Below are 21,388 nucleotides of genomic sequence, written 5' to 3' on the forward strand. Positions count from 1 at the left end.
GCCGGTGGAGGCTGGCCGCGCCGTTCCCCGCGCCCCTAAAAGACTGCGCAGTTCCCCGCGCCCCTTATCAGGGGCGCGGGGAACTGCGCAGTCGTTGGGGTGACCGTTACTTCACGCCCAGGATCTGCTCGATCGGGTCGATCGCGAAGTAGATCAGGAACAGCACCGACGTTCCCCACAGCAGCCAGTGGACCTCCTTCGCCTTGCCGAGGACCGTCTTGATCAGGACGTAGGCGAGGAAGCCCGCGCCGATGCCGTTGGTGATCGAGTAGGTGAAGGGCATCACGGCGATCGTCAGGAACGCCGGGATGGCAATCTCGTAGCGGTCCCAGTCGATGTGCTTGACCTGGGTCATCATCAGGAAGCCGACCGCGACGAGCGCGGGCGCCGCCGCCTGGAGCGGGACGATCGTCAGCAGCGGGGTCATGAACAGGGCGAGGGCGAAGAGCCCGCCGGTGACCAGGTTCGCGAAGCCCGTGCGCGCACCCTCGCCGACGCCCGCCGCCGACTCGATGTACGAGGTCGAGGAGGAGGCGGAGGCCGCGCCGCCCGCGACCGCCGCGGCGCCGTCGATGAGCAGGACTCGGCCGAGGTTGGGGACCTTGCCCTCCTCGTCCAGGAGTCCGGCCTCGGCGCTGATGCCGACGACCGTGCCCATGGTGTCGAAGAAGTCCGACAGGATCAGCGTGAAGACCAGCAGCACGACGGTGATCACGCTGGCCTCACCGAAGGCGCCGAACAGGCTGAAGTCGCCGAGCAGCCCGAAGTCGGGCGAGGCCACGATGTCGTCGGGGATCTTCGGTGTGGTCAGGCCCCAGCTCTTGATGTCCGCGATCTCGTTGATGATGATCGCGACGATCGTCATGGTCACGATGCTGATCAGGATCGCGCCCTTGACCTTGCGGGCGAGCAGTCCGATGGTCAGCAGCACGCCGAGGCAGAAGACGAGGACCGGCCAGCCGGCCAGCGCGCCGGTGCCGCCGAGCTGCACCGGGACCGTGGTGTTCGCGACGTCGGGTATGCGGGTGACGAACCCGGCGTCGACGAAGCCGATGAAGGCGATGAACAGGCCGATGCCGACGCTGATCGCCTGCTTGAGCGGCTGCGGTATCGCGTGCATGACGGCCTCGCGCAGACCCGTCACCACCAGGACACAGATCAGCAGGCCCTCAAGGACGATCAGGCCCATCGCGTCGTCCCAGCTCATCAGCGGGGCGATCTGGAAGGCCACGACGGCGTTGAGGCCGAGCCCGGCGGCGAGCGCGAGCGGCAGGTTGCCGCCGACGCCCATGATGATCGTCATCACGGCGGCCACCAGTGCGGTGGCGGTGACCAGCTGGACGGTGTCGAGCTGGTCACCGAACTTGTCCTTGGCGCTTCCCAGGATGATGGGGTTCAGGACAAGGATGTAGGCCATCGTGAAGAACGTGGCGAAGCCGCCGCGTACCTCACGGGCGAAGGTGGAGCCCCTGGCGGAGATCTTGAAGTACCGGTCGACGCTGTTCGCCGGGGGTGGTCCGACGCTCGGCCGGTCTGCCACCTTCTCAGTTTCGGACATGGCGGATGCTCCTCGTTACCTGCGTGTTCAGAGTGCGGATGCTGGCTGGATTGTTCCCTCGTTGAACCGTTTTCAGGTTTTCCCCGTGTTACGGAATCGAGTTCGGCCCGCCATACGATGTTCGAAGCGCTGTACGAGCGCCTGATACTCTCTCGGATCTCGCCCCACAGGACACCGTTCCTTCACACCCGCAACGCAGGGGCCGTATACGCACGTACCCCCGTGAGAGCCGTCAGGCGAACCGCGCAGGAACCGACAGGGAGAGGTCGCCCGTGGGCACTGTCGTCGACGACGCCGCCTCCGTGGAGTTCCACGATTTCTTCGAGCGCCACTACGCCGAACTGGCCCGCCTGGCCCATCTGTTGACCGGCGAGTCGGACGCCGCCGACGATCTCGCGGCGGACGCGCTGCTCGCGCTGTGGCACCGCTGGGACCGGGTGCGCGCGGCGGACCACCCGGTGGCGTACGCGCGTGGCGTGGTCGCCAATCTGGCCAGGAGCCGGATCCGCAGCGCGGTGCGTGAGCGCAGACGGATCACGCTGTTCTGGTCGCAGCGCGAGGACAAGACCGAAAACCCCGACATACCGGGCATGGTCGATGTCCAGGAGGCCCTGCGCAGACTGCCGTTCCGCAAGCGGGCGTGCGTGGTTCTGCGGCATGCTTTCGACCTCTCGGAGAAGGACACCGCGCTCGCCCTCGGAATCTCGGTCGGTACGGTGAAGAGCCAGACGTCGAAGGGGATGGCGGAGCTGCAGCGCTTGCTGGGGTCCCAGGAGGCTCCGCGGCGGATGCACGCGGCGGTACTGCGTGCCACCGGAGCCGAAGGGAGGGAACGATGAAGGACGTGCACGAGGAGCTGCGCGCCACGCTGCGGGACGCGGCCGAGGCGCATGAGCCCGACCGCGCGCGCATCCTGGCCCGTGTCGAACGCGGCATGGCCGGCACGGAGAGTGCCCGGTACCCCTCACCGAGGTCGTCCCCGCTCGGCTGGTTCCGTGTCGTCGGTGCCACGGCTGCCGCCGCCGGTGTGCTCGCGGTGGGCGGCTACGCGGTCGCGTCCGCGGTGAAGGACGACAAGGCGGCCGACCAGACGGTCGCGGTCTCGCCCACCCCCGACCCCTCGCCGGAGGCGACGAGCCGTGCCCCGGTCCCGCCGGACCCGGTCAAGTCGTCGCCCCCGCCGGACAGGCCGAGCACGCCGAACTCCCCGACGGCCGGGCCGACTCGGACCGCTCCGGTCGACCCGCCCGCGAAGGCGGACGACGAGGACGGCCCGCTGTGGTCGGACGGCTCGGTCGACCCGCACAGCAACGAGTTCTGGGCGCAGAGCAATGTGACCCTGAAGACGAGCAAGCAACTCACCGCGCTCACCGTCGTGTTGAAGGTCAAGCAGACCGGCGGGGTCACGTCGGCGGGTGCCTGGCGCTCGGCGCCCGAGGACGACTTCACGGTGACGGTCGCCGAGAAGGACGGCTTCCTCGTCTACACGTGGGTGCTCAAGTCGGGCCGCACGGTGTGGCCGGGCGAGTGGGTGTTCGCGGGCCAGTACGACCACGACCGCGGCGGGCGCGACGCCGGTGACGACACGTACGCGGTCGGCGCGCAGGCCGGGGACCAACAGCTGGGCGTGGCGGGCGACTTCGCGCGCGACGCGTCCGACGACGACGGCGACTCGTAGACAGCGACCCGTAAACGACGGCGCGTAGACGACGACTCGTAAAAAAGTTCCGCCGGGCGGCAACCCCCGCCCTCCGGGTGGCGACCAGGAGACGCAAGGTCACTCTCCCCCCACCTGAAGGAACCGGGACATGACTTCACGCGTGGAACCGGAACGCCCTGCACGTCACCGTCACCGTCGCAGGGCCGGCCGGAGGCGTGCCGTCGTCGGCGGGCTCTCCGCGTTCGCCCTGACCGGGGCCGCCATCGTCACCAGCACGATGATGTCGTCGTCGGCGAGCGCCGCCACCACCTGGCCGACCGCCAACGGCAGCGAGGCCGTCTCCGCGACGATCCCCGTGTCGGGGACCCGGGACGGCGGTATGAAGCGCTACTACGGCAGCGGCGATCTGGCCGGTGACGGCCAGGAGGAGGGCCAGGACCCGATCTTCCGGCTCGCCGACGGCGCGACGCTGAAGAACGTCATCATCGGCAAGCCCGGCGCCGACGGCATCCACTGCCAGGGCAGCTGCAATCTGCAGAACGTCTGGTGGGAGGACGTCGGCGAGGACGCGGCCACCTTCCGGGGCGGCAACTCGGCCACCTACACCGTGTACGGCGGTGGTGCGAAGAAGGCCGCGGACAAGGTCTTCCAGCACAACGGCGGCGGCAAGCTCGTCGTCTCCAAGTTCGCCGCCCAGGACTTCAAGACCCTGTACCGCTCCTGCGGCAACTGCTCGACGCAGTACAAGCGCACCTCGATCTTCAACACCATCGAGGTGACCGCGCCCGGTTCGCGGCTGGTCGGCATCAACACCAACTACGGCGACACCGCGGCCCTTCGGGGCATCACGATCATCGGCGACAGCGGCAAGAAGATCGTCCCGTGCCAGAAGTACATCGGCAACAACACCGGTGCCGAGCCGCCGACGAACGGCTCGGGGCCCGACGGCACGCACTGCAACTACACCACCTCCGACCTCACCTACCAGTGACGTACGACCAGGAGCTCCGCACTTGAGCACGCACAAGAAGCACCTCACCCGTCGTCGGCTGCTCGCCTCGTCCGCCGTGGGCGTGGCCGGCACCGGCGCGGCCGTCGTGACCGGCACCGGGCTGTTGTCCTCGGCGTCGGCCGCGACGTTCGGGTACACGGACGACGGCTCCAACTACGTGATCGACACGGGCGCCTCACTCGTCCTCAAGGTGTCCAAGTCGACCGGCGACCTCAACTCGCTGGTCTACAAGGGCAAGGAGTACGAGGGCTTCGAGGGCAAGCACTCGCATGTCGAGACCGGGCTCGGCGCGTCCACCGTCACCATCAAGCAGGTCGGCACGACGATCCTGGTGAAGGTCGCCCACGGATCGATCACCCAGTGGATAGCGGCCCGCAGCGGCCAGAACAACGTCTACCTGTGGACCGACAAGGCGGACTCGTCCTTCACGGCGACCCGGTTCATCGTCCGGATCAAGCCCGGCATCTTCCCCAACTCGGGTGCCGACGCCTGGACTTCGTCCGACACGACCATCGAGGCCTCGGACGTCTTCTCCCGCTCGGACGGCACGACGCACTCCAAGCACTACTCGGGCAAGCGCGTCATGGACTACGAGCACATCGGCTTCACGACCGGTTCGGCCGCGCTGTGGCTGGTGCGTTCCAACCACGAGAAGGCCTCCGGCGGCCCGTTCTACCGTTCGCTCCTGCGGCACACCAACTCCACCAGCGCGGCTCTGTACGAGATCCTGCACTACAACCAGTCGCAGACGGAGCCCGAGCGGTACGGGCTGCAGGGCCCGTACGTGCTGAGCTTCACGGACGGCGGCGCGCCCTCCTCCTCGCTGTTCCACGCCAACCTCGACACGTCCTGGGTGGACGGTCTGGGCATCACCGGCTGGGTGGGCAAGGCGGGGCGCGGCAAGGTGGCGGGCGTCGGCCTCAAGGGCATGGACGCGGAGTACGCGTACACCGTGGGCTTCGCCAACTCCGCGGCCCAGTACTGGGCGAAGGCCGCCGCCGGCACGGGTGCCTTCTCGTGCCCGGGGATGCTCCCGGGCACGTACACACTGATGGTCCACAAGGGCGAACTCGCCGTCCACACCCGGGAGGTGACGGTCACGGCGGGCGGTACGACGGCCCTCAACAGCATCACGATCAGCGGTGACCCGAGCACCGCGGGCACCATCTGGCGGCTCGGCGACTGGGACGGCACGCCCGGCGAGTTCAAGAACGCCGACCTGATGACGTACGCGCATCCGTCCGACGGCCGTGCCTCGAAGTGGACGGGCAACGTCACCATCGGCAGCGGCGGCGAGGCCGCGTCCTTCCCCTGCTACATCTGGAAGGACGTCAACGACGGCATCCTCGTCTACTTCAAGCTGACGGCCACGCAGGCGGCAGCCGCGCACACCCTGCGCGTCGGGGTGACGACCGCGTACATCAACGGCCGCCCGCGCGTGACGGTCAACGACTGGGTGTCGGCGATCCCGGCCGCTCCGTCACAGCCCTCGACACGGTCCCTCACCACGGGCTCGTACCGGGGCAACAACCACACGTTCACCTACAACATCCCGGCGACCGCCTGGAAGTCGGACACGAGTCAGTACAACGTCCTCAAGCTGAACGTGGTCAGCGGATCGACGGGCTCGGCATTCCTGAGTCCGGGCACGTCCTTCGACTGCTTGGACCTGCTGTCCTGAACTCAGAGCCCGTCTCGCGCGCCAGGGACGTAGAACCCGGCGGAGCTGTTGCCGTGGGCCTCGTTGTCGTCGAGGACATGAGCGACCGAAGCGCCTCCTCCGCCGAGTTCGAACCCGTGGCCGCCGCCTTCGAAGGCACGGTCCTTCCAGCGGTTCTTCCCGTTCCCGTACGCCACCGAGTGCTCCACGGTGACCGGGCTGGAGAACTGCCAGAGGTCCAGGCCGTCGTCGGAGTTGTCGTAGAGCCGGGCTCCGATGATCCTGTTGCCCGTGCCGGAACCGAACTTCACCCCGATGCCATCCGCGTTCCGGCCGTGCCCCGCCGCGTCGTAGTTGCCGTAACTGCGCAGGTTCTGGACGAGGTTGTCCGTCGTACCGTCCCCGCGCAGTGTGAATCCGGAGTCGCCGTTGTCCGCGGTGACCAGGTTCTTGAAGACGCCGCCGACGGACGAGGTGGCGACGAAGCCGAGGGCCGGCGAGTTCTGCCAGGTGATGTCCTGGACGGTCCAGTGGTCGCCGTCGATACCGGCGAGCGGGGATCCGGCGGTCAGCTTCGCCCCGTCGATCCGTACCTTCTCGCCGTCGTGCGCCCGGAGCGTGATCCGGGCCGAACTCGTGCCGTTCGCGGCCGACTTGAGGGTCCGCGTCGGATAGTACGTGCCGCCGCGCACCTCGATGGTGGTGCCTGCCGTGGCGTTCCTGACGGCGGACTCCAGCTGCGCCGAGGTCGACACGGTCACCGTCGTGCCGGCGGCGCTCGCCCCGTCGGGCGCGAGGCCGAGGTAGACGCCTCCCGCCCCGGAGGCGACGACCACCGCCGTGGCGACGGAGAGGGTGCCGGTCCTGCGGTGCCGTCCGGTGCCGAGACGCACGGGGACGTTCCTTTCCTGGGGAACGGGGAGAGAGGCGGGGCCGGGGCCGCTTTCTTTACTCGGCCCCGCCTCTGATCCCTGGTCGCCGCCTGCCCTCAAAAGGTTGCCGGGCCAGCGCGAAACGAATCGAAACTTTCGCTCGCCCCGGGGCCGCTTCCACCGATTGACGGCCCCGTCCGCCACTGGTGACACTCCGAGGGCAGTCCATCCCAACAGAATCCACCAGACCCCCACAGGATGTGTCATGCGCCCCCGCACCGTGCGAACGCTCCTGATCCCCCTCCTCGCCCTCCTCCTGAGCCTGCTCGCCGCCCCACCGAGCCCGGCGGCCCAGCCCCAGGCCCCGCCCGAAGCCCCATCCGGAGCACCTCACGTGACCAAACAGAAGTACGCCGGCTATCTCTTCGCCTACTTCACCGGCGAGGGCACGGCGGACGGTGAGCAGATCCGCTACGCCCTCAGCCGCGGCAACGACCCGCTGCACTGGCGGGAGTTGAACAGCGGCAAGCCGGTCCTCACGTCCACGACCGGCGAGAAGGGCCTGCGCGACCCGTTCGTGATCCGCTCCCCCAAGGGCGACAAGTTCTTCATGATCGCGACCGATCTGCGCATGTACCAGAACTCCAGCGGCAGTTGGGACGACGTCCAGCGCCACGGCAGCAGGTCCATCATGGTCTGGGAGTCCACCGACCTGGTCCACTGGACCGACCAGCGCCTGGTGAGGGTCTCCCCCGACAGCGCGGGCAACACCTGGGCGCCGGAGGCCTATTGGGACGACAAGCTCGGCGAGTTCGTCGTCTTCTGGGCGTCCAAGCTGTACGCCGACGACGACCCGGACCACACCGGCTCCACGTACAACAAGATGATGTACGCGACGACGAAGGACTTCCGTACCTTCAGCGAGCCGAAGGTCTGGGACGACCCCGGCTACTCGGTGATCGACTCGACCGTCGTGAAGAACAAGGGCACTTACTACCGATACACCAAGGACGAGCGGGACCCCACGTCCTCCAGCCCCTGCTCGAAGTTCATCACCGCGGAGAAGTCGACCTCCCTCACGGACACCTCGTACGACTTCGTGTCGGACTGCATCGGCAGTGGCTCGATCGACCGCGGTGAGGGGCCGACGGTCTTCAAGTCCAACACCGAGGAGAAGTGGTACCTGTTCATCGACGAGTACGGCGGTCGCGGCTACGTGCCCTTCGAGACGACCGATCTCGACTCGGGCCGGTGGACGATGTCGGAGAACTACCAGCTGCCCGCGAGCCCGCGGCACGGCACGGTCATGCCCGTCACGCAGGCGGAGTACGACCGGCTGCTCGCCGCCTATCCAGCCGACGGCACCTCGGTCGTGGACGCGACGGTGAAGGACCAGAAGGGGTACGCGATCGTCACCGAGGCGGCCTCGAAGGTCGTGCTGCCGATGAAGCCGGGCGAGAACCTCTCGCGGATCGCGCCGAAACTCTGGCTCGGCGAGGGCGCCACGGTGAGCCCGGCGTCCGGCACGCGCCGCGACTTCCGCAAGCCGCAGAAGTACCAGGTGACGGCGGCCGACGGCACGACCCGCACCTGGACCGTCGAGGCCGTGCCCACCCGCAGCCCGGTCCTGCCGGGGCTGTACGCGGACCCCGACATCCAGTACCTGGACGGCCGTTACTGGATCTACCCGACCACCGACGGCTTCCCCGGCTGGAGCGGCACGAAGTTCAAGGCCTTCTCCTCGAAGGATCTGGTCCACTGGAAGGACCACGGCGAGATCCTCGACCTGGGTCCTGATGTGTCCTGGGCGGACAAGAATGCCTGGGCGCCCGCGATCGCCGAGCGCGACGGCAAGTACTACTTCTACTTCTGCGCCGAGCAGCAGATCGGCGTGGCCGTGGCCGACTCCCCCGCCGGCCCGTTCAAGGACGCCCTCGGCAAACCCCTGGTGGCGAAGGGCGGTTCGCTGCAGGGCCAGATGATCGACCCGGCGGTCTTCACGGACGACGACGGGACGTCGTACCTCTACTGGGGCAACGGCCACGGGTACGTCGTCCCGCTGAACGACGACATGGTGTCGTTCGACGCGTCGAAGATCCAGGACATCACCCCGGACAACTTCCGGGAGGGGTCCTTCGTGGTCAAGCGCAAGGGCACGTACTACTTCATGTGGTCCGAGGACGACACCCGCAGCGAGAACTACCACGTCGCCTACGCGACCGGCCCGTCCCCGCTCGGCCCGTGGACCAAGCAGGGCACGATCCTGTCCAAGCGGCCGGAGTACGGCATCCTCGCCACGGGCCACCACTCGGTGGTCAACGCGCCCGGCACGGACGACTGGTACATGGTCTACCACCGGTTCGGCCTGAACGGGCCGGGGCTGGCCGGCGGGGACGGCACACACAGGGAGACGACCATCGATCGCATGAAGTTCGCGGCCGACGGCACGATTCTGCCGGTGGTGCCGACCCTGGAGTCGATCAGGCCGGTACGAAGGGACTGAGAGGCGCAGTCCCGGTCGGTCTCAGTCCATCGTCGCGCCGATGGTGGTGCTGCCCGTGGTCAGGAACGTGGTCACGGGCAGCGCGCCGTTCGACTGGCGGGCGTTGTACGTGGTCGTCGCGCTGGTGGACCGGAAGGCGGGCGTCGAGATGCCCGAGTCCCAGTTGTTGCCGGACGAGACGACCGACGCGCCCTTGCTCACCGAGCCGCCGCTGTTGCTCACCGCCAGGTTCTTGCCGAGCCTGGCGGCGCCGGTGGCGAAGTAGTAGCCCCACTTGGCGTTGGCGTAGGCGGTGGTGCGGTTGATGACGATGGCGCCCTTGTTGCTGTTCTCGGTGAAGCCGTTGCCCGCGTTGTCCCAGGCCGCGGAGTTGTTGACGACATGGGCGACGACCTCGCCGTCGCCACCGAGCTTGTAGCCGTTGCCGTCACCCGCGAACGCCGAGTCCGACCACCGGTTCTTTCCGTTGCCCATGGCCCAGGTGTGCTCGACGGTGACCGGCGACGAGAACGACCAGAAGTCCAGTCCGTCGTCCGAGTTGTTGTAGAGGCGCGCCCCGGTGACGAGGTTGCCGCTGCCCGAGCCGAACTTGATGGCGATGCCGTCCGCGTTCTCGCCGTGGGTGGCGGCGTCGTAGTGGCCGTAACTGTCGATGTTCCGGACGGTGTTGTTGGTGGTGCTGTCCCCGGTGAGCGTGAAGCCGGAGTCACCGCCGTTGATCGTCTTGATGTTGTCCCAGACGGTCGAGGCGCAGGACTGGCAGACGACCGCGCTGTCCGGGGAGTTCTGGAAGGTGATCCCCGAGACGGTCCAGTAGTCGGCGGTCAGCTTGAAGATCCAGTCCCCGTCGGGAAGGTTCGAGCCGTCGATCTTCACGGTCTCGGAGCCGTACGGCTGGAGGTAGATACGGCTGGACGACGTGCCGTTGGCGGTCGACTGGAGGGTCGCCGTCGGGTAGTAGGTGCCGGCGCGCACCTGGATCGTGGTGCCCGCGGTGGCGTTCTTGATGGCGTTGGACAGGTCGGTGGAGTTGCTGACGACCACGGTGGCGGCGTGGGCCTGGGTGGGGATCACGGCGAGTCCGGCACCGAGGGCGAGAACTGCGCCTAAGGACAGAGCGGTTCGACGGGACATGGGTGTGGGGACCTTTCGTCGAGTGGTGTGGGGAGATTGCAGGTCACAGGGCGGGGTTCAGCCATGCGGGAACCCCGTCCTGCTGGGGCCAGGGGCTACTCAGGACCGGCACTCATGCCGGGGGGCCACTCAGGACCGGCACTCATAAGGCCTCCAGTCCCCGAGATACGCCTCCCGGGTGTGCGATCGCGCCTCCGCCTCCGTGAGCTGCGGCCGGTTCTCCGGCACCGAAATCACTGCGCCAGGACCGGAGTTGGCGTGCTCGCGGAAGCGCATGGTCTGCCACGGATACGCCTCGCGCATGTTGATGTAGGGCTCCACGGCGTCGATGCCGGGCCCCAGCCAGGTGTCCCGCACGACGAGCGAGGGCCAGGCGGTCGTCTCGTACGAGGGCACCCACGGCCGGGCGATCCTGTACGCGGCGTCCTCGGCACCCGAGGTGATCCGGCACCGCTCGGCGAGGAAGCCGTACGGATTCGCGCGGGCCGTGGCCGGGGCGAACACCATGCCCTCGGGCCTGAAGTCCACCTCCCGGTCGAGCGTGTGGAAATGGCACCGCTCGAAGACCGCCCGTGCCCGCCCGAACACGAAGTCCACGTCACCCTCGGCATAGCAGTCCCGGTAGTACTGCCGGTCGAAGGCGTCGAGCGCGGTGGTGTCCGCGAACAGCGTGTCCTGGTGACCGAGGAACCGCACGCGCTCGAAGTGCGACCGGTCCCCGGTGACGTACGCCGCCACGGCCTGGGTGCCCGTGATGTCGGGGTGGTCGGCGCGCAGCCAGTCGTTGGCCAGGGTGAGGTCCCGCACGGTCAGGCCGGGCGCCGCCGAGGTGAGGGTGGCGGAGCCCGCGGTGCCGTAGGTGCCGCCGCCGGGCCTGGGGGTGCCGTTGGCGTTGTCGAAGACGACCACGGCGGCCCGCGGATCGCGGGCCGCACCGCGAAGCGTCAACTCCCCTTTCTCCGCAGGGATGTTGACGACCTCGCGATACGTACCCGGGTGCACGACGATCGTCCAGCCCTCCCCCTCCACGGCGTCCACCGCGTCCTGGACGGAGCCGCCGGGGCGGACGTGCAGGACGCGGCGGCGGGCCTCCGCGAAGGCGGGGGTCGTGCCGACGGCCACCAGGCCACCGGCGATCCCGGTGAGCAGTGTGCGCCGGCGCATGTCAGCACCCCTTCCACGGGGTCCAGTCGCCGAGGTAGGCCTCCCGGGTGTGCGACCGGGCCTCCGCAGAGGTGAGCTGGGGCCGGTTCTCCGGCACGGAGACCACGGCACCAGGTCCCGTGTTCCGGTACTCGGCGAACCGCTGGTCCTGCCACGGGAAGCCCGACGACATGTTGGTGTAGGGCGCCACGGCGTCGATGCCAGCGCTCATACGGGTCCCGCGCACGGTGAGCATGGGCCGTGCGGTGGTGTCGGAGCTGGGCACCCATGGGCGGGCCAGCTTGTAGTAGGCGTCCGGTGCCTCGCTGGAGATCCGGCCACCGGTCACCAGGTAGCCACGCGGGTTGACGCCCGCGGTGGAAGGCGCGAACACGAACCCGTACGGGGCGCTGGTCAGGTCGTCCCTGGTCAGCGTCCGGAAGTGGCAGTTCTCGTAGACGGCCGTGGCCCGCCCGAACACGAAGTCCACGTCACCCTCGGCGTAACAGTCCCGGTAGTACTGCCGGGCGAAGGTGCCGAGCGCCATCGAGTCGGCGTACAGGGTGTCCTGGTGGCCGAGGAACCGGCAGCGCAGGAACACCGACCGGTCGCCCTGCACCTTGATGGCGACGGCCTGGGTGCCGCTGATCCCGGGGTGCTCGGCGCGCAGCCAGTCGTTGGCGAAGGTGAGGTCCCGCGCGGTGAACCCGTCGGCCTGCACGAGGGTGGTCGCCGACCCGGTCGTACCGTACGTGCCACCGCCGGGCTTCGGAGTACCGGCCGCGTTGTCGTACACGACCACGACGTCCCGCGCCTCGCCGGAGGCCCCGATCCAGGTCATCTCCGTACGGGCGGCACTCACGGCGGTCGTCTCACGGTACGTACCCGGGGCGATGACGAGCGTGTACCCGCTGCCGCTCGCGGCGTTCACGGCGGCCTGGACGGTGGTGTGGTCGCCGAGGCCGCCGGGGTGGACGTACAGGGTGCGCTCGTCCAACCGGGCCGACGGCGAACCGTACCGCCCGAAGGGGGCCCGCCCACGCGCCTGGGCCTGGGAGGAGACCCCCAGCGCGAGCGCGGCTCCCACACTCGCGACGACGAACGACCGTCTACTGACCGGTACCGGAAGGGTCATGGTCAGCAGACCTTTCCGGCACCCGCACCGGCACGGCCGCCGACGATGCCGGGCACGGCCCGCGGCGAGTCGACCTTCGTCCGCAGGGTCGGGGTCCACCCGGCCCCCGACTGGAGGGTCTCCCCCGGGATCTCCGCGTTGTGGACGGCGATGAGATCGGTCAACTTCCCGTTGACGTAGTTGTTCTCGGCGGTGAGCGGCGCCTCGTTCCACTTCTTCAGGGTCTTGGCGGCGCTGACACCGGCGGGCAGCGAGAACGCGTTGTCCGAGGCGTACAGCTGCGAGGAGGCGCCGATGCCGAAGGTGTATCCGTACGACTGCCCCTTCGCCACCACGAAGTGGTTGTTGTACGCGTCGACCTGCCCGAATCGCACGCGCGGGGCACGCTCGACGATGCCCTCGAAGCGGTTGTGGTGGAGCGTGACCTTGAGCTTGCCGGTGTCGGTCGAGCCGGCGCTGTCGCTGTTGCCGATCAGCATCGTCTTGTCGTGGTCCTCGACCGAATTCCAGGACACCGTCACGTAGTTGGCGCCGCGCACGACGTCGAGCAGACCGTCGTGCTGCTGGTAGGTCTGGCCGTAGTACGTCGGCAGGGTGCTGTCCGGGTAGCGGCCGTCGGTCAGGGTGTTGTGGTCGACCCACACATGGGTGGAGCCGTAGACGACGACCGCGTCGTACTCGGAGTTCCAGGCACCGGTGTCGGTGTCGGTCGGGTCCCACTGCGGGAAGCAGTCCAGCGGGGCCTCGATGGTGAGGTTGCGCAGGATGACGTTGTCGACGCCCTTGATCTGCAGGCTGCCGCCTCTGATCCCGGCGTTCTTGCCGACCCCGACGATCGTGGTGTTGGCCGGCACGTTCGCCTTGATCGCCTTGTCCTGGCTGGCGGCGGAGGCGGCCCGCAGGCCCTCCGGGCTGTCGGCGGGCTCCCCGGACAGGTCCTTGTCGAGCCCCCAGTTCTCCGGCGAGTACTTCTCCAGATACGCGTCGAAGTCGTACCCCGGCGCCGCGAAGGAAGCACACCCCTCGGCCACCGGATCGATGACCCCCTTGACCTTGATGATCTTCGGCGCGTCCCCACCGGCCTTCAACGCGGCCTTGAACTCTGCCCAGTTGGTGACGGTGTAGACGTGCTCGGCGGTGGCGGCGGCACCGCCCGTGGTGCCGGTCCCCTCGGACCCCCAGCCGTCACCGACGGCGAGGGTCTCGCGCCCGAGGTCACGACCCTGAGCGGCCTGAGGGGCTTCGGCGGCCTGGGCATGGGCGACGGTCCCGGTGACACCGAGGACGAGGGCGGTGCATCCAACAAAGGATGTCATGACATGGGCATGCCACATACGGGTACGCATGAGTGCGGGGTTCCTTCCAAACAGGGGGAGGGCCTACGTTTTTAGGGGCGCGGGGCTGTATCGATTTGCGGCTCCGCCGCGTGGGCGCGACCAGCCACAACGGACGGACGGCTACAAACGAACCTTCGGCTGCGGCACTACGACTCAGGCCAACTGATCCACGACTCAGGAATCACTTCGTCAAGCCGCCGAACATCCCGACGAGCCAGAACCCGCCGACGCAGCAACTCCCCCGCCACCATCCGAGCCACAGCAATGGCCCCCGGCGGATTGAAATGCGTGTTGTCCTGCTCGACATCGGTCCAGTTGAAGTACTTCTTGGTCTCCTCGACACCGAGCCGCTGCCAGAGGGCAATCGACAGCGCCTGAATATCGAGCAACGCCACCCCCTCCTCCTGGGAGAGGGCCCGAACGGCCGCGGGATAGTCGCCATGGGTCCCCACGGCATTCCCGTCGGCGTCGAACTTCCGCCGCTCCACGGACGTGGCCAGCACCGGCCGCGCCCCCCGCGCCCGTGCCCCGTCGACGTACTGACGGAGACAGTCCTGATACGTCGTCCACGGCTCGGTGTACCGCGTGGGATCGGCGACCTTGGAGTCGTTGTGCCCGAACTGGACGAGAAGGAGATCACCGGGCCGGATCGCGGCGAGAACGACGTCGAGACGTCCTTCGTCGATGAAACTCTTCGAACTACGCCCGTTCACAGCATGGTTGGCGACAGCCAACGGCTCCCGCAGAAAGAACGGAAGGGCCATGCCCCAACCGGTCTCGGGCGCGGCATCGGCGTATTTCTGGGCGGCGGTGGAATCACCGGCGATATAGAGAGTGCGCGTGCGTCCGTGGGGCCGCCCCTGCGGGGAGGCGGCGGCAGCGGGCCCCGTCGCCGCGACGGCGAGGGGAACGGCGGCAAGCGCCGCGGTGGTGACCTGTCTGCGGGTGAGTGACACGACGATGTGCCTTTCGGACATGGAAAAGCTGCGGTTGGTGCAGGAGGTGGCGCCCAAATCGCGCCCCATCAGGGGCGCGGGGAACTGCGCGACCAGCACAACGGCCCCGCAGCACCCCACGATCGACCCCTGCGAAGGAACGAGCAGAAGGGCTACCCCTTCTGCTCGTTCCACTCCGTCTGAGCCTCGTTGAGCTGATCGGCCAGGGTGTTCAGGAAGTCCTTGGCGCTCATGGACCCGTTCATGACCTTCTGGAACGCCGGCTCGTTGTCCGTCTTGGAAATGGTGTTCCAGTCGGGCAGGTAGTACGGCAGCTGAACGATGGTCGTGGACCCGTCACTCAGCGCCTCGGCGGCAAGCTTCGTGGGCTCGGCCTTCGAAACCCACGCGTCCTTCGCGGCGTCGTTGTTCGACGGCACCTGCCCAGCGGCCTCGTTGAACATGGAGTTCTCCGCCTTCGAGGTGGCGAAGTCGATGAACTTCCAGGCGGCGTCCTTGTTCTTGGAGCTCTTGAACATGCCCAGCCCGTCAACGGGGTTGGAGACCTGGACCCGCTTGCCACCGGGTCCGACCGGCTGCGGAATACCGCGGAACTTGTCGACGCCGAGCGCCTTCACATGGTCCTGGTAGGAGCCCAGGTTGTGGTTCAGCATTCCGATCGTTCCGGAGTCCCACTGGGCGACCATCTTGGTGAAGTCGTTGTTGAGGTCGGCGGCCGGAGTGACCTTCTTGAAGAGGCCCACGTACTTCTCCAGGGCCGCCACGTTCTTCGGGTCGTTGACCGTGGTCTTCTCGTTGCCGGCGTCCCAGAAGGACGTGATGCCGGACTGGCCGTACATCGCGTCGAGGGCCTGGGCGATGGAGCCGGCGCCACCGCGGATGGTGTAGCCGAACTCGTTCTTGCCCTTGTCGGTGAGCTTGTCGGCGGCCTCGTAGAAGTTTTCCCAGGTGGTCGGCTCGTCCAGGCCCGCCTGCTTGAACAGGTCGGTGCGGTAATAGAGGACGCCGTTGTTGGCGGAGGTCGGGATCGAGTACAGCGTGTCGTCCCGGCCACCGGCGGCCTTCAGCGACTTGACCATGTCCTCGTTGAGCTTGCCGTTGAGGGAGGACTTGCCGAGGCGGTCGTCCAGCGGCTCCAGCGCGTTCTGGGCGGCGAACCCGGCGAGCATCGCAGCGCCGACACCGCCGACGTCCGGCAGCCCGCCGCCCTGGAGGGCGGTGTCGACCTTGGACTGGTACTCGGTGGCGGCGATCCCGACGTACTTGACGTCGATGTCCGGGTTCGCCTTCTCGAAGTCGGCGATGATCTTCTTCCAGACCTCGGTCCGGATACCGCCGTTGTTGTCCCAGAAGACGATCTCGCCCTTGCCGCTGCCGTCGGCACCCTTGTCACCGGCCGACCCGCTGCCGTCGTCACCGCAGGCGGTGGCGGTCAGCGCGAGCACCGCGCTCAGGGCGACGGCGGCTACCGAGCGGCGCCCGCCTCTGCTGCTCCTGTGAATGCTGGTCTTCATCATCGGCTCTCTTCTTCTGGATCCAACGAGGGTTGTGTCGCTGTGACGTTGTGAAGCTGTGGGGGTCAATGGCGGGCGCGGGGCGCCCGGTTGCCGGTCCCGGCGGCGGAACGGTCTGCGACGGTGTGGGCACCGAGTCGCTTCTGCGGACCGGAGAACTTGGACACGAGCGCGGGAACGGCCGCCGCCGGGTCGAGCCGGTAGTCGTAGAAGTCCCGCGGGTCGAAGGCCGTGCCCCACGTCTCCTGCCGTCCGCTGGTGTTCTTCAGGATCGACCCGTGCTGCACCAACTCGGCCGTGGTGTCGGCCTGATAGGGGTGCTGGACGTCCTGGTAGTAGCTGTTCTCGATGACCATCTTTGTCTTGCCGCGCGACCAGTTGCCGTACGTCCATACGGGGTCGCCGGGGTCCGCCTGGGCGGTCATGTAGTTGTTGTAGAGGTGTGCGTAGGCGCAGTTGTCCGCCGACGGGTTGCGCTGCTTCGTGCCGCGGAACCAGTTGTGGTCGATGGTGATCTGCGTCTTCACGTTCGGCGTCCAGCCGATGCCGAAGGTCTTGTTGTTGTTCTCGAAGCGGTTGTACGAGACGGTGACGTACTCGCTGTCCTTGCGGATGTCGAGCTGCCCGTCGCAGATCCGCGAGAAGCGGTTGTGGTCGACCCAGACGTGGTGGACGGTGTCCATCTGGATGCCGTCGAAGTCGGTGTCCTTGCAGTCCCAGTTGCCCTCGACGTACGAGTCACGGATCGTCAGGTTGCGGATGACCACGTTGTGGGTGCCGGGCGTGAGGTGCAGCTCGCCCTGGACGAGTTCCCCGGCCGTGCCGACGCCGATGATGGTCTTGTCCGAGGCCACGACGACGTTCGCGCCGAACGGCTCGACCTTGATAGTCCCGGCGACCCTGATGACGTACGGCTCCTCGGCCGCCGCGTAGCGCTCCAGGTCGGCCTGGGTGGTCACGGTGACGACCTTGCCGCCGGCGCCTCCCGTCGTACCGCCCTCCAGGGACGCGAAACCGTGGGCCTCGGCGGTCCGGCCGGCACTCTCGGACACCGCCTCGGCCGGGGCGACGACCCCGAGCCCCAGTGCGGCCACCAGGGCGGTGACCGTGATCAGGACCCGGCCGGGGCCAAGCCCTGGCCCCGGTACGGGCAAGCGCTTGCTGCTACGGAAGTGCGTCATTGCGGCTCCCAACAGGCTTACAACGGTGATGACTTGAAGCGGTCAGGCAGGTGGAGCGGTGACAGCGATCAGGCGGGTGGCGCGGTGATGCGGAACTGCGTGAACGTGGCCGCCCCGGCGTGTCCCCCGCCGTTCGGCGCGAGTGCGACAAGGCCGAGCAGGGCGCCGACCCAGCGCCAGGGGGTGGCGGCGAAGACCTGGCCGGAGTGCTCCCAGCCGGTCCCGAGGTCGTACGAGAAGCGGCAGCGTGCCCCGGCGCCGGCCTCGATCCGCAGCCGCACCCGTCCCTCGGGCGCGAGCCGGGGATGAGCGGCGTCCCTCTCCCGCTCGGCGACCGACTCGGCGAACCGGTGCACGAGGTGGACCGTCCCGTCGGCCCCCCGTTCGAGCCCGATCCAGCTGAACGCGTCGCCCAGTACGGCGAGTCCGGCCCGCGCGCCCGGTTCCTCGGCGTCGAGCCGCAGCCCGACCTCGACGGTGCACGGGGTCCCGGGCAGCCGCTGGGTGAGTACGTTCGGTAACTTGCGCAGATCCTGCGCGTCGACCGTCCGTACGCAGGCCAGCCGCAGCCCGTCGCCCGAGTGCTGGGTCGCCCAGCCGTCCTGCGGGTTGGCGGTCCACTGCCACTGCCGTCCGAACCGCCCGCCGGGGAAGTCGTCGTCGGTGGCGGGCGCCGACAGCGGCTGCCGCGGCAGGTCGGGCTTGCGGTGTACGGCGACGGGGGCGCCCTCGTCCCCGAGGACCGGCCAGCCGTCCGTGCCCCAGCGCATCGGCTGGAGGTGGACGACCCTCCCGTACGCGCCCTTCTCCTGGAAGTGCGCGAACCAGTGCTCGCCGGACGGGGTGGTCACCCAGCCGCCCTGGTGGGGGCCGTTGACGTCGGTGTCGCCCTGCTCCAGGACGACCCTCTCCTCGTACGGTCCGAAGAAGTCGCGGGAACGCAGCGCGCCCTGCCAGCCGGTCTGGACGCCGCCGGCCGGGGCGAAGATCCAGAACCAGCCGTCGTGCCGGTACAGCTTCGGCCCTTCGAGCGTGAACCAGCCGGGTATGCGGTCGCCGTCGACGATCACCTTGCCGTCGTCGAGCAGGCCGGTCGCGTCGGGACGCATCCGGTGGCCGGTGAGCCGGTTCTTGACGCCGGAGCGCGACTTGGCCCAGGCGTGCACGAGGTACGCCTCGCCGGTCTCCTCGTCCCACAGGGGGCAGGCGTCGATGAGCCCCTTGCCCGCCTTGACGAGGTGAGGGCGGGTCCAAGGGCCGCGTATCTCTGGGGCGTTGACCTGGTAGATGCCGTGGTCGGGGTCGCCCCAGAAGAGCCAGAAGCGGTCGTCGTGGTGGCGCAACGACGGTGCCCAGACACCGCGGTCGTGCCGTGGCTTCCTGAACTCCCGCGCCGGTTCGAGGAGTTGTAAAGCATGGCCGACGAGCGTCCAGTTGACGAGGTCGCGGGAGTGCAGCAGCGGCAGGCCCGGGACCCGGCCGAAGCTGGAGGCCGTCAGGTAGTAGTCGTCGCCGACGCGGATGAGGTCGGGGTCGGACCAGTCGGCGTTCAGGACCGGGTTGCGGTACGTGCCGTCGCCGAGGTCGGCGGTGAAGGCGGGTGCGCTCTGGCCGCTCATGGGCTCACCGCCTTGCGGACGAGGGCCGCGGCCTCGCCCCGGTCGAGGCGGCCGTCGGCGACGACGGTGACGACCCGGCGTACGACGGTCTCCCCGGCCGGGATCGGCAGCCGTTCCTGGTGGGCGAGGGAGGAGCCGACGCCCGGGTACTCGGCGGTGCGCACGAACCACGGGTCGCGGCGGGTCTGCTCGGTGGCCCCGGCGAACACCAGCGTCCAGTTGGCGCCCACGAGCGCCAGCCAGTCGGCGCGTACGCCGTGCACGGTCTCCTCGCCCTCGGTGCCGGCCGTGAACACCGCGGGCGCGTCGGCCTCCTTGCGGGCCCGCCAGAAAAAGCCGCCGTAGGCCGCTCCCGGTCTGCCGTTGGTCGCCGGGCTGCCGATCGACAGGGGCCCGGCGGTCGTGTTGGTGAGCGAGAACGTGAAGTCCAACGCCCAGGCGGTGTCGGTGAGTTCGGTCGCCGCGGCCGTACGCCGCTCGCGCAGCAGCTCACCGCCCGCCGCGACCCAGCGCAGCTCCTCCACGAAGCCGTCCGGGTCGCTCAGCTGGAACGTGGAGTGCCGCTGGGCCCCGTGGTTGTCCAGCTCGGTCGGCCCCTGGTCGCGTACGTACGTGCGACCGCCCCAGAAGTTGAACCCCTCGACGTCGGGAACGGCGACACCGACGCCGAGGTGGTGGATGTGGTCGACGGGGCTGAGCTCCGTGACAGCCGTGCCGGCCAGGGTGGTGACGGGGTGGAAGTACGGACGCGGCGACAGCTTCGGCGGCAGCTCGGGCCGGGTGACGTAACGGCCGACCGGGCGGCCAGCGACACGCAGGACCAGCGACTCGTTGTTCATCAGGTACTCACCTCTTTCGGGAGCGCCCACGAGGCGCCCAGCTCGGAGTAGAGGGCGAGGGTGTCGGCGGCGGCCGTGACGAGTCCGTCGACTCCGTGCACGATCCGGCGGTTCTCGTCGGCCTTCAGGTACCAGGCGTCGGCGGGCAGCGCGACGGGGTCCGGCGCCTGTCGAATCGCTTCAACGACCTTCATGAAGGCGCCCGTCGAGTCCGGCGCGACCAGCAGGTCGGCCCGGCCTTCGAGGTGCTCGACGAGGTTCTCCAGCAGGTCGGTCCTGCCGTACGTGATCTCCTGCGGGCCGTGTCCCGACCGCTGGACGAGGACGCGGTCCTGCTTGTACCAGAAGGTGATCCGACCGCTGGTGCCGTGCACGAGGACGTACGGCTCGTCGGGGTGCTCGGCGCACAGGGTCGCGGCGACAGTGATCCGGTGGCCGGCCGTAGTGGTGACACGGACGCAGGAGGTGTCGTCGGACTCGATGTCGTTGGCGCGCAGCAGCTCGGTCTCGATGCGGGTGACGTCCTCGGCGCGGGTGGCGCCGTCGAGCGCGAGGGCGGTGGCGACGGCGTGCGCGAGGGGGTTGGTCAGCACCCCGTCGATGACGTCGGCCCCGTTCATCCGGCGCCGCCCGGCCCAGGGCGCGCGGCGGTAGTACTCCTCGGCGCGCGCCCAGGCCCCGGCCCCGCCGATGCCGTCCACCCGGCCGATCGCGCCCTGCGCGATCAGCTCCCGGATCGCGGGCACGGCCTGCGAGCCCAGCGACTGGAAGCCGATCTGGCAGACCACCCCGGCCGCGGCGACCCCGTCGGCCATGCGCCGGAACTCGGCGTACGAGGGCGCGGGCGGCTTCTCCAGCAGGACGTGTACGCCCCTGGCCGCGGCCGTCAGCGCGAGGTCGGTGTGGGTGGGGATCGGCGTGCAGATCACGGCGATCGCGGCACCCGTGGAGTCCAGCAGGGCGCCGAAGTCGGCGGACTGCTCCGGGAGTTCACCCGGCGCGGTGAAGCCGTCCAACTCCGCCTCGGTGAGCGGGGTCAGCTCGCAGATCCCGGCGAGGCGGACCAGGCCCTTGTCCTGGAGGCGGCGGATGTTGGCGAGGTGCCAGTGGCCGTGACCGCGGGCGCCCGCGAGGACGACGGGGAGGGGCGACTCGTGCGAGGGCAGGGACCCTGAGGAAGAGTTCATGGGCCCTATCGAAGCGGTTCCGGGACCGGTGGCGGTGCTCATCTGGCCTGTGGCGGTGCTCGTCGGGCCGGTGGCGGC

General features: G+C 68.9%; 15 protein-coding genes and 2 pseudogenes. 5 read left to right on the forward strand and 12 right to left on the reverse strand.

All coding sequences use genetic code 11. From position 1 onward, the window contains the following. Positions 1–106: 106 nt before the first annotated feature. On the reverse strand, positions 107–1,558 hold the full coding sequence (locus AOK17_RS34165) for an NCS2 family permease (protein ID WP_055616463.1): 1,452 nt from the start codon (positions 1,556–1,558) through the stop codon (positions 107–109). Between the two features lie 272 nt (positions 1,559–1,830). On the opposite strand from AOK17_RS34165, the gene AOK17_RS34170 reads away from it, so the two are divergent. The 4 genes from AOK17_RS34170 (at position 1,831) to AOK17_RS34185 (ending at position 5,911) form a co-directional block, all read left to right on the forward strand. Further along, positions 1,831–2,397 (forward strand): SigE family RNA polymerase sigma factor, encoded by a 567-nt coding sequence (locus tag AOK17_RS34170; RefSeq protein ID WP_055616464.1) that lies wholly within the window; start codon positions 1,831–1,833, stop codon positions 2,395–2,397. Beyond that, positions 2,394–3,236, forward strand: coding sequence for a hypothetical protein (locus AOK17_RS34175; RefSeq protein WP_055616465.1), 843 nt, complete (start codon positions 2,394–2,396; stop codon positions 3,234–3,236). Before AOK17_RS34170 ends, AOK17_RS34175 begins: the two co-directional genes overlap by 4 nt. 130 nt (positions 3,237–3,366) lie before the next feature. After that, a complete protein-coding gene (locus AOK17_RS34180) occupies positions 3,367–4,209 on the forward strand; it encodes a pectate lyase (RefSeq protein WP_055616466.1) in 843 nt (280 codons plus the stop codon). A 22-nt stretch (positions 4,210–4,231) separates the two neighbouring features. Further along, complete coding sequence (locus AOK17_RS34185; RefSeq protein WP_055616467.1) at positions 4,232–5,911, forward strand: rhamnogalacturonan lyase B N-terminal domain-containing protein; 1,680 nt, start codon at positions 4,232–4,234, stop codon at positions 5,909–5,911. A gap of 32 nt (positions 5,912–5,943) precedes the next feature. On the opposite strand, the pseudogene AOK17_RS34190 reads toward AOK17_RS34185, so the two are convergent. Further along, positions 5,944–6,783: pseudogene (locus AOK17_RS34190) on the reverse strand (right-handed parallel beta-helix repeat-containing protein); the annotation flags it as partial. Positions 6,784–7,027: 244 nt separating this feature from the next. Between AOK17_RS34190 and AOK17_RS34195 the strand changes: the two are divergent. After that, entirely contained in the window at positions 7,028–9,265 is a 2,238-nt protein-coding gene (locus AOK17_RS34195) for a glycoside hydrolase family 43 protein (protein WP_055616468.1), read from the forward strand. 21 nt (positions 9,266–9,286) lie between these two features. Here the strand turns inward: AOK17_RS34195 and AOK17_RS34200 are convergent, their stop codons facing one another. From AOK17_RS34200 to AOK17_RS34245, 10 genes and pseudogenes are all read right to left on the reverse strand, one after another. Beyond that, complete coding sequence (locus AOK17_RS34200) at positions 9,287–10,399, reverse strand: right-handed parallel beta-helix repeat-containing protein (RefSeq protein WP_055616469.1); 1,113 nt, start codon at positions 10,397–10,399, stop codon at positions 9,287–9,289. A 129-nt stretch (positions 10,400–10,528) separates the two neighbouring features. Next, on the reverse strand, positions 10,529–11,563 hold the full coding sequence (locus tag AOK17_RS34205; protein WP_055616470.1) for a pectinesterase family protein: 1,035 nt from the start codon (positions 11,561–11,563) through the stop codon (positions 10,529–10,531). Between the two features lies 1 nt (position 11,564). Further along, entirely contained in the window at positions 11,565–12,677 is a 1,113-nt protein-coding gene (locus AOK17_RS34210; protein ID WP_055616471.1) for a pectinesterase family protein, read from the reverse strand. A gap of 2 nt (positions 12,678–12,679) precedes the next feature. Beyond that, positions 12,680–14,023 carry a pectate lyase family protein gene (locus AOK17_RS34215; protein ID WP_055616472.1) on the reverse strand — a complete coding sequence of 448 codons (1,344 nt, stop codon included), beginning with the start codon at positions 14,021–14,023 and terminating at the stop codon, positions 12,680–12,682. Positions 14,024–14,160: 137 nt separating this feature from the next. Further along, positions 14,161–14,970 carry a rhamnogalacturonan acetylesterase gene (locus AOK17_RS34220; protein WP_055616495.1) on the reverse strand — a complete coding sequence of 270 codons (810 nt, stop codon included), beginning with the start codon at positions 14,968–14,970 and terminating at the stop codon, positions 14,161–14,163. A 152-nt stretch (positions 14,971–15,122) separates the two neighbouring features. Next, positions 15,123–16,484 (reverse strand): ABC transporter substrate-binding protein, encoded by a 1,362-nt coding sequence (locus AOK17_RS34225; RefSeq protein ID WP_055616496.1) that lies wholly within the window; start codon positions 16,482–16,484, stop codon positions 15,123–15,125. A gap of 119 nt (positions 16,485–16,603) precedes the next feature. Beyond that, positions 16,604–17,665 (reverse strand): annotated as a pseudogene (locus AOK17_RS34230) (pectate lyase family protein); the annotation flags it as partial. Positions 17,666–17,733: 68 nt separating this feature from the next. Continuing rightward, positions 17,734–19,284, reverse strand: a complete 1,551-nt coding sequence (locus AOK17_RS34235) for a glycoside hydrolase family 43 protein (protein WP_055616474.1) — start codon at positions 19,282–19,284, stop codon at positions 17,734–17,736. Beyond that, positions 19,281–20,123 (reverse strand): DUF6807 domain-containing protein, encoded by an 843-nt coding sequence (locus AOK17_RS34240; protein ID WP_055616475.1) that lies wholly within the window; start codon positions 20,121–20,123, stop codon positions 19,281–19,283. The genes AOK17_RS34235 and AOK17_RS34240 overlap by 4 nt, the downstream gene beginning before the upstream one ends. After that, positions 20,123–21,310 carry a Gfo/Idh/MocA family protein gene (locus AOK17_RS34245; protein WP_107102571.1) on the reverse strand — a complete coding sequence of 396 codons (1,188 nt, stop codon included), beginning with the start codon at positions 21,308–21,310 and terminating at the stop codon, positions 20,123–20,125. The genes AOK17_RS34240 and AOK17_RS34245 overlap by 1 nt, the downstream gene beginning before the upstream one ends. Positions 21,311–21,388 lie beyond the last annotated feature (78 nt).

This window comes from Streptomyces phaeochromogenes, from assembly GCF_001418655.1.
GTDB classification, from domain to species: domain Bacteria; phylum Actinomycetota; class Actinomycetes; order Streptomycetales; family Streptomycetaceae; genus Streptomyces; species Streptomyces phaeochromogenes.

Excerpts from the sequence above, each read along its gene's own strand:
- AOK17_RS34165 (WP_055616463.1), bottom strand. The coding sequence starts at position 1,558 with ATGTCCGAAACTGAGAAGGTGGCAGACCGGCCGAGCGTCGGACCACCC.
- AOK17_RS34175 (WP_055616465.1), top strand. The coding sequence starts at position 2,394 with ATGAAGGACGTGCACGAGGAGCTGCGCGCCACGCTGCGGGACGCGGCC.
- AOK17_RS34180 (WP_055616466.1), top strand. The coding sequence starts at position 3,367 with ATGACTTCACGCGTGGAACCGGAACGCCCTGCACGTCACCGTCACCGT.
- AOK17_RS34195 (WP_055616468.1), top strand. The coding sequence starts at position 7,028 with ATGCGCCCCCGCACCGTGCGAACGCTCCTGATCCCCCTCCTCGCCCTC.
- AOK17_RS34200 (WP_055616469.1), bottom strand. The coding sequence starts at position 10,399 with ATGTCCCGTCGAACCGCTCTGTCCTTAGGCGCAGTTCTCGCCCTCGGT.
- AOK17_RS34205 (WP_055616470.1), bottom strand. The coding sequence starts at position 11,563 with ATGCGCCGGCGCACACTGCTCACCGGGATCGCCGGTGGCCTGGTGGCC.
- AOK17_RS34210 (WP_055616471.1), bottom strand. The coding sequence starts at position 12,677 with ATGACCCTTCCGGTACCGGTCAGTAGACGGTCGTTCGTCGTCGCGAGT.
- AOK17_RS34215 (WP_055616472.1), bottom strand. The coding sequence starts at position 14,023 with ATGCGTACCCGTATGTGGCATGCCCATGTCATGACATCCTTTGTTGGA.
- AOK17_RS34225 (WP_055616496.1), bottom strand. The coding sequence starts at position 16,484 with ATGAAGACCAGCATTCACAGGAGCAGCAGAGGCGGGCGCCGCTCGGTA.
- AOK17_RS34235 (WP_055616474.1), bottom strand. The coding sequence starts at position 19,284 with ATGAGCGGCCAGAGCGCACCCGCCTTCACCGCCGACCTCGGCGACGGC.
- AOK17_RS34240 (WP_055616475.1), bottom strand. The coding sequence starts at position 20,123 with ATGAACAACGAGTCGCTGGTCCTGCGTGTCGCTGGCCGCCCGGTCGGC.
- AOK17_RS34245 (WP_107102571.1), bottom strand. The coding sequence starts at position 21,310 with ATGAACTCTTCCTCAGGGTCCCTGCCCTCGCACGAGTCGCCCCTCCCC.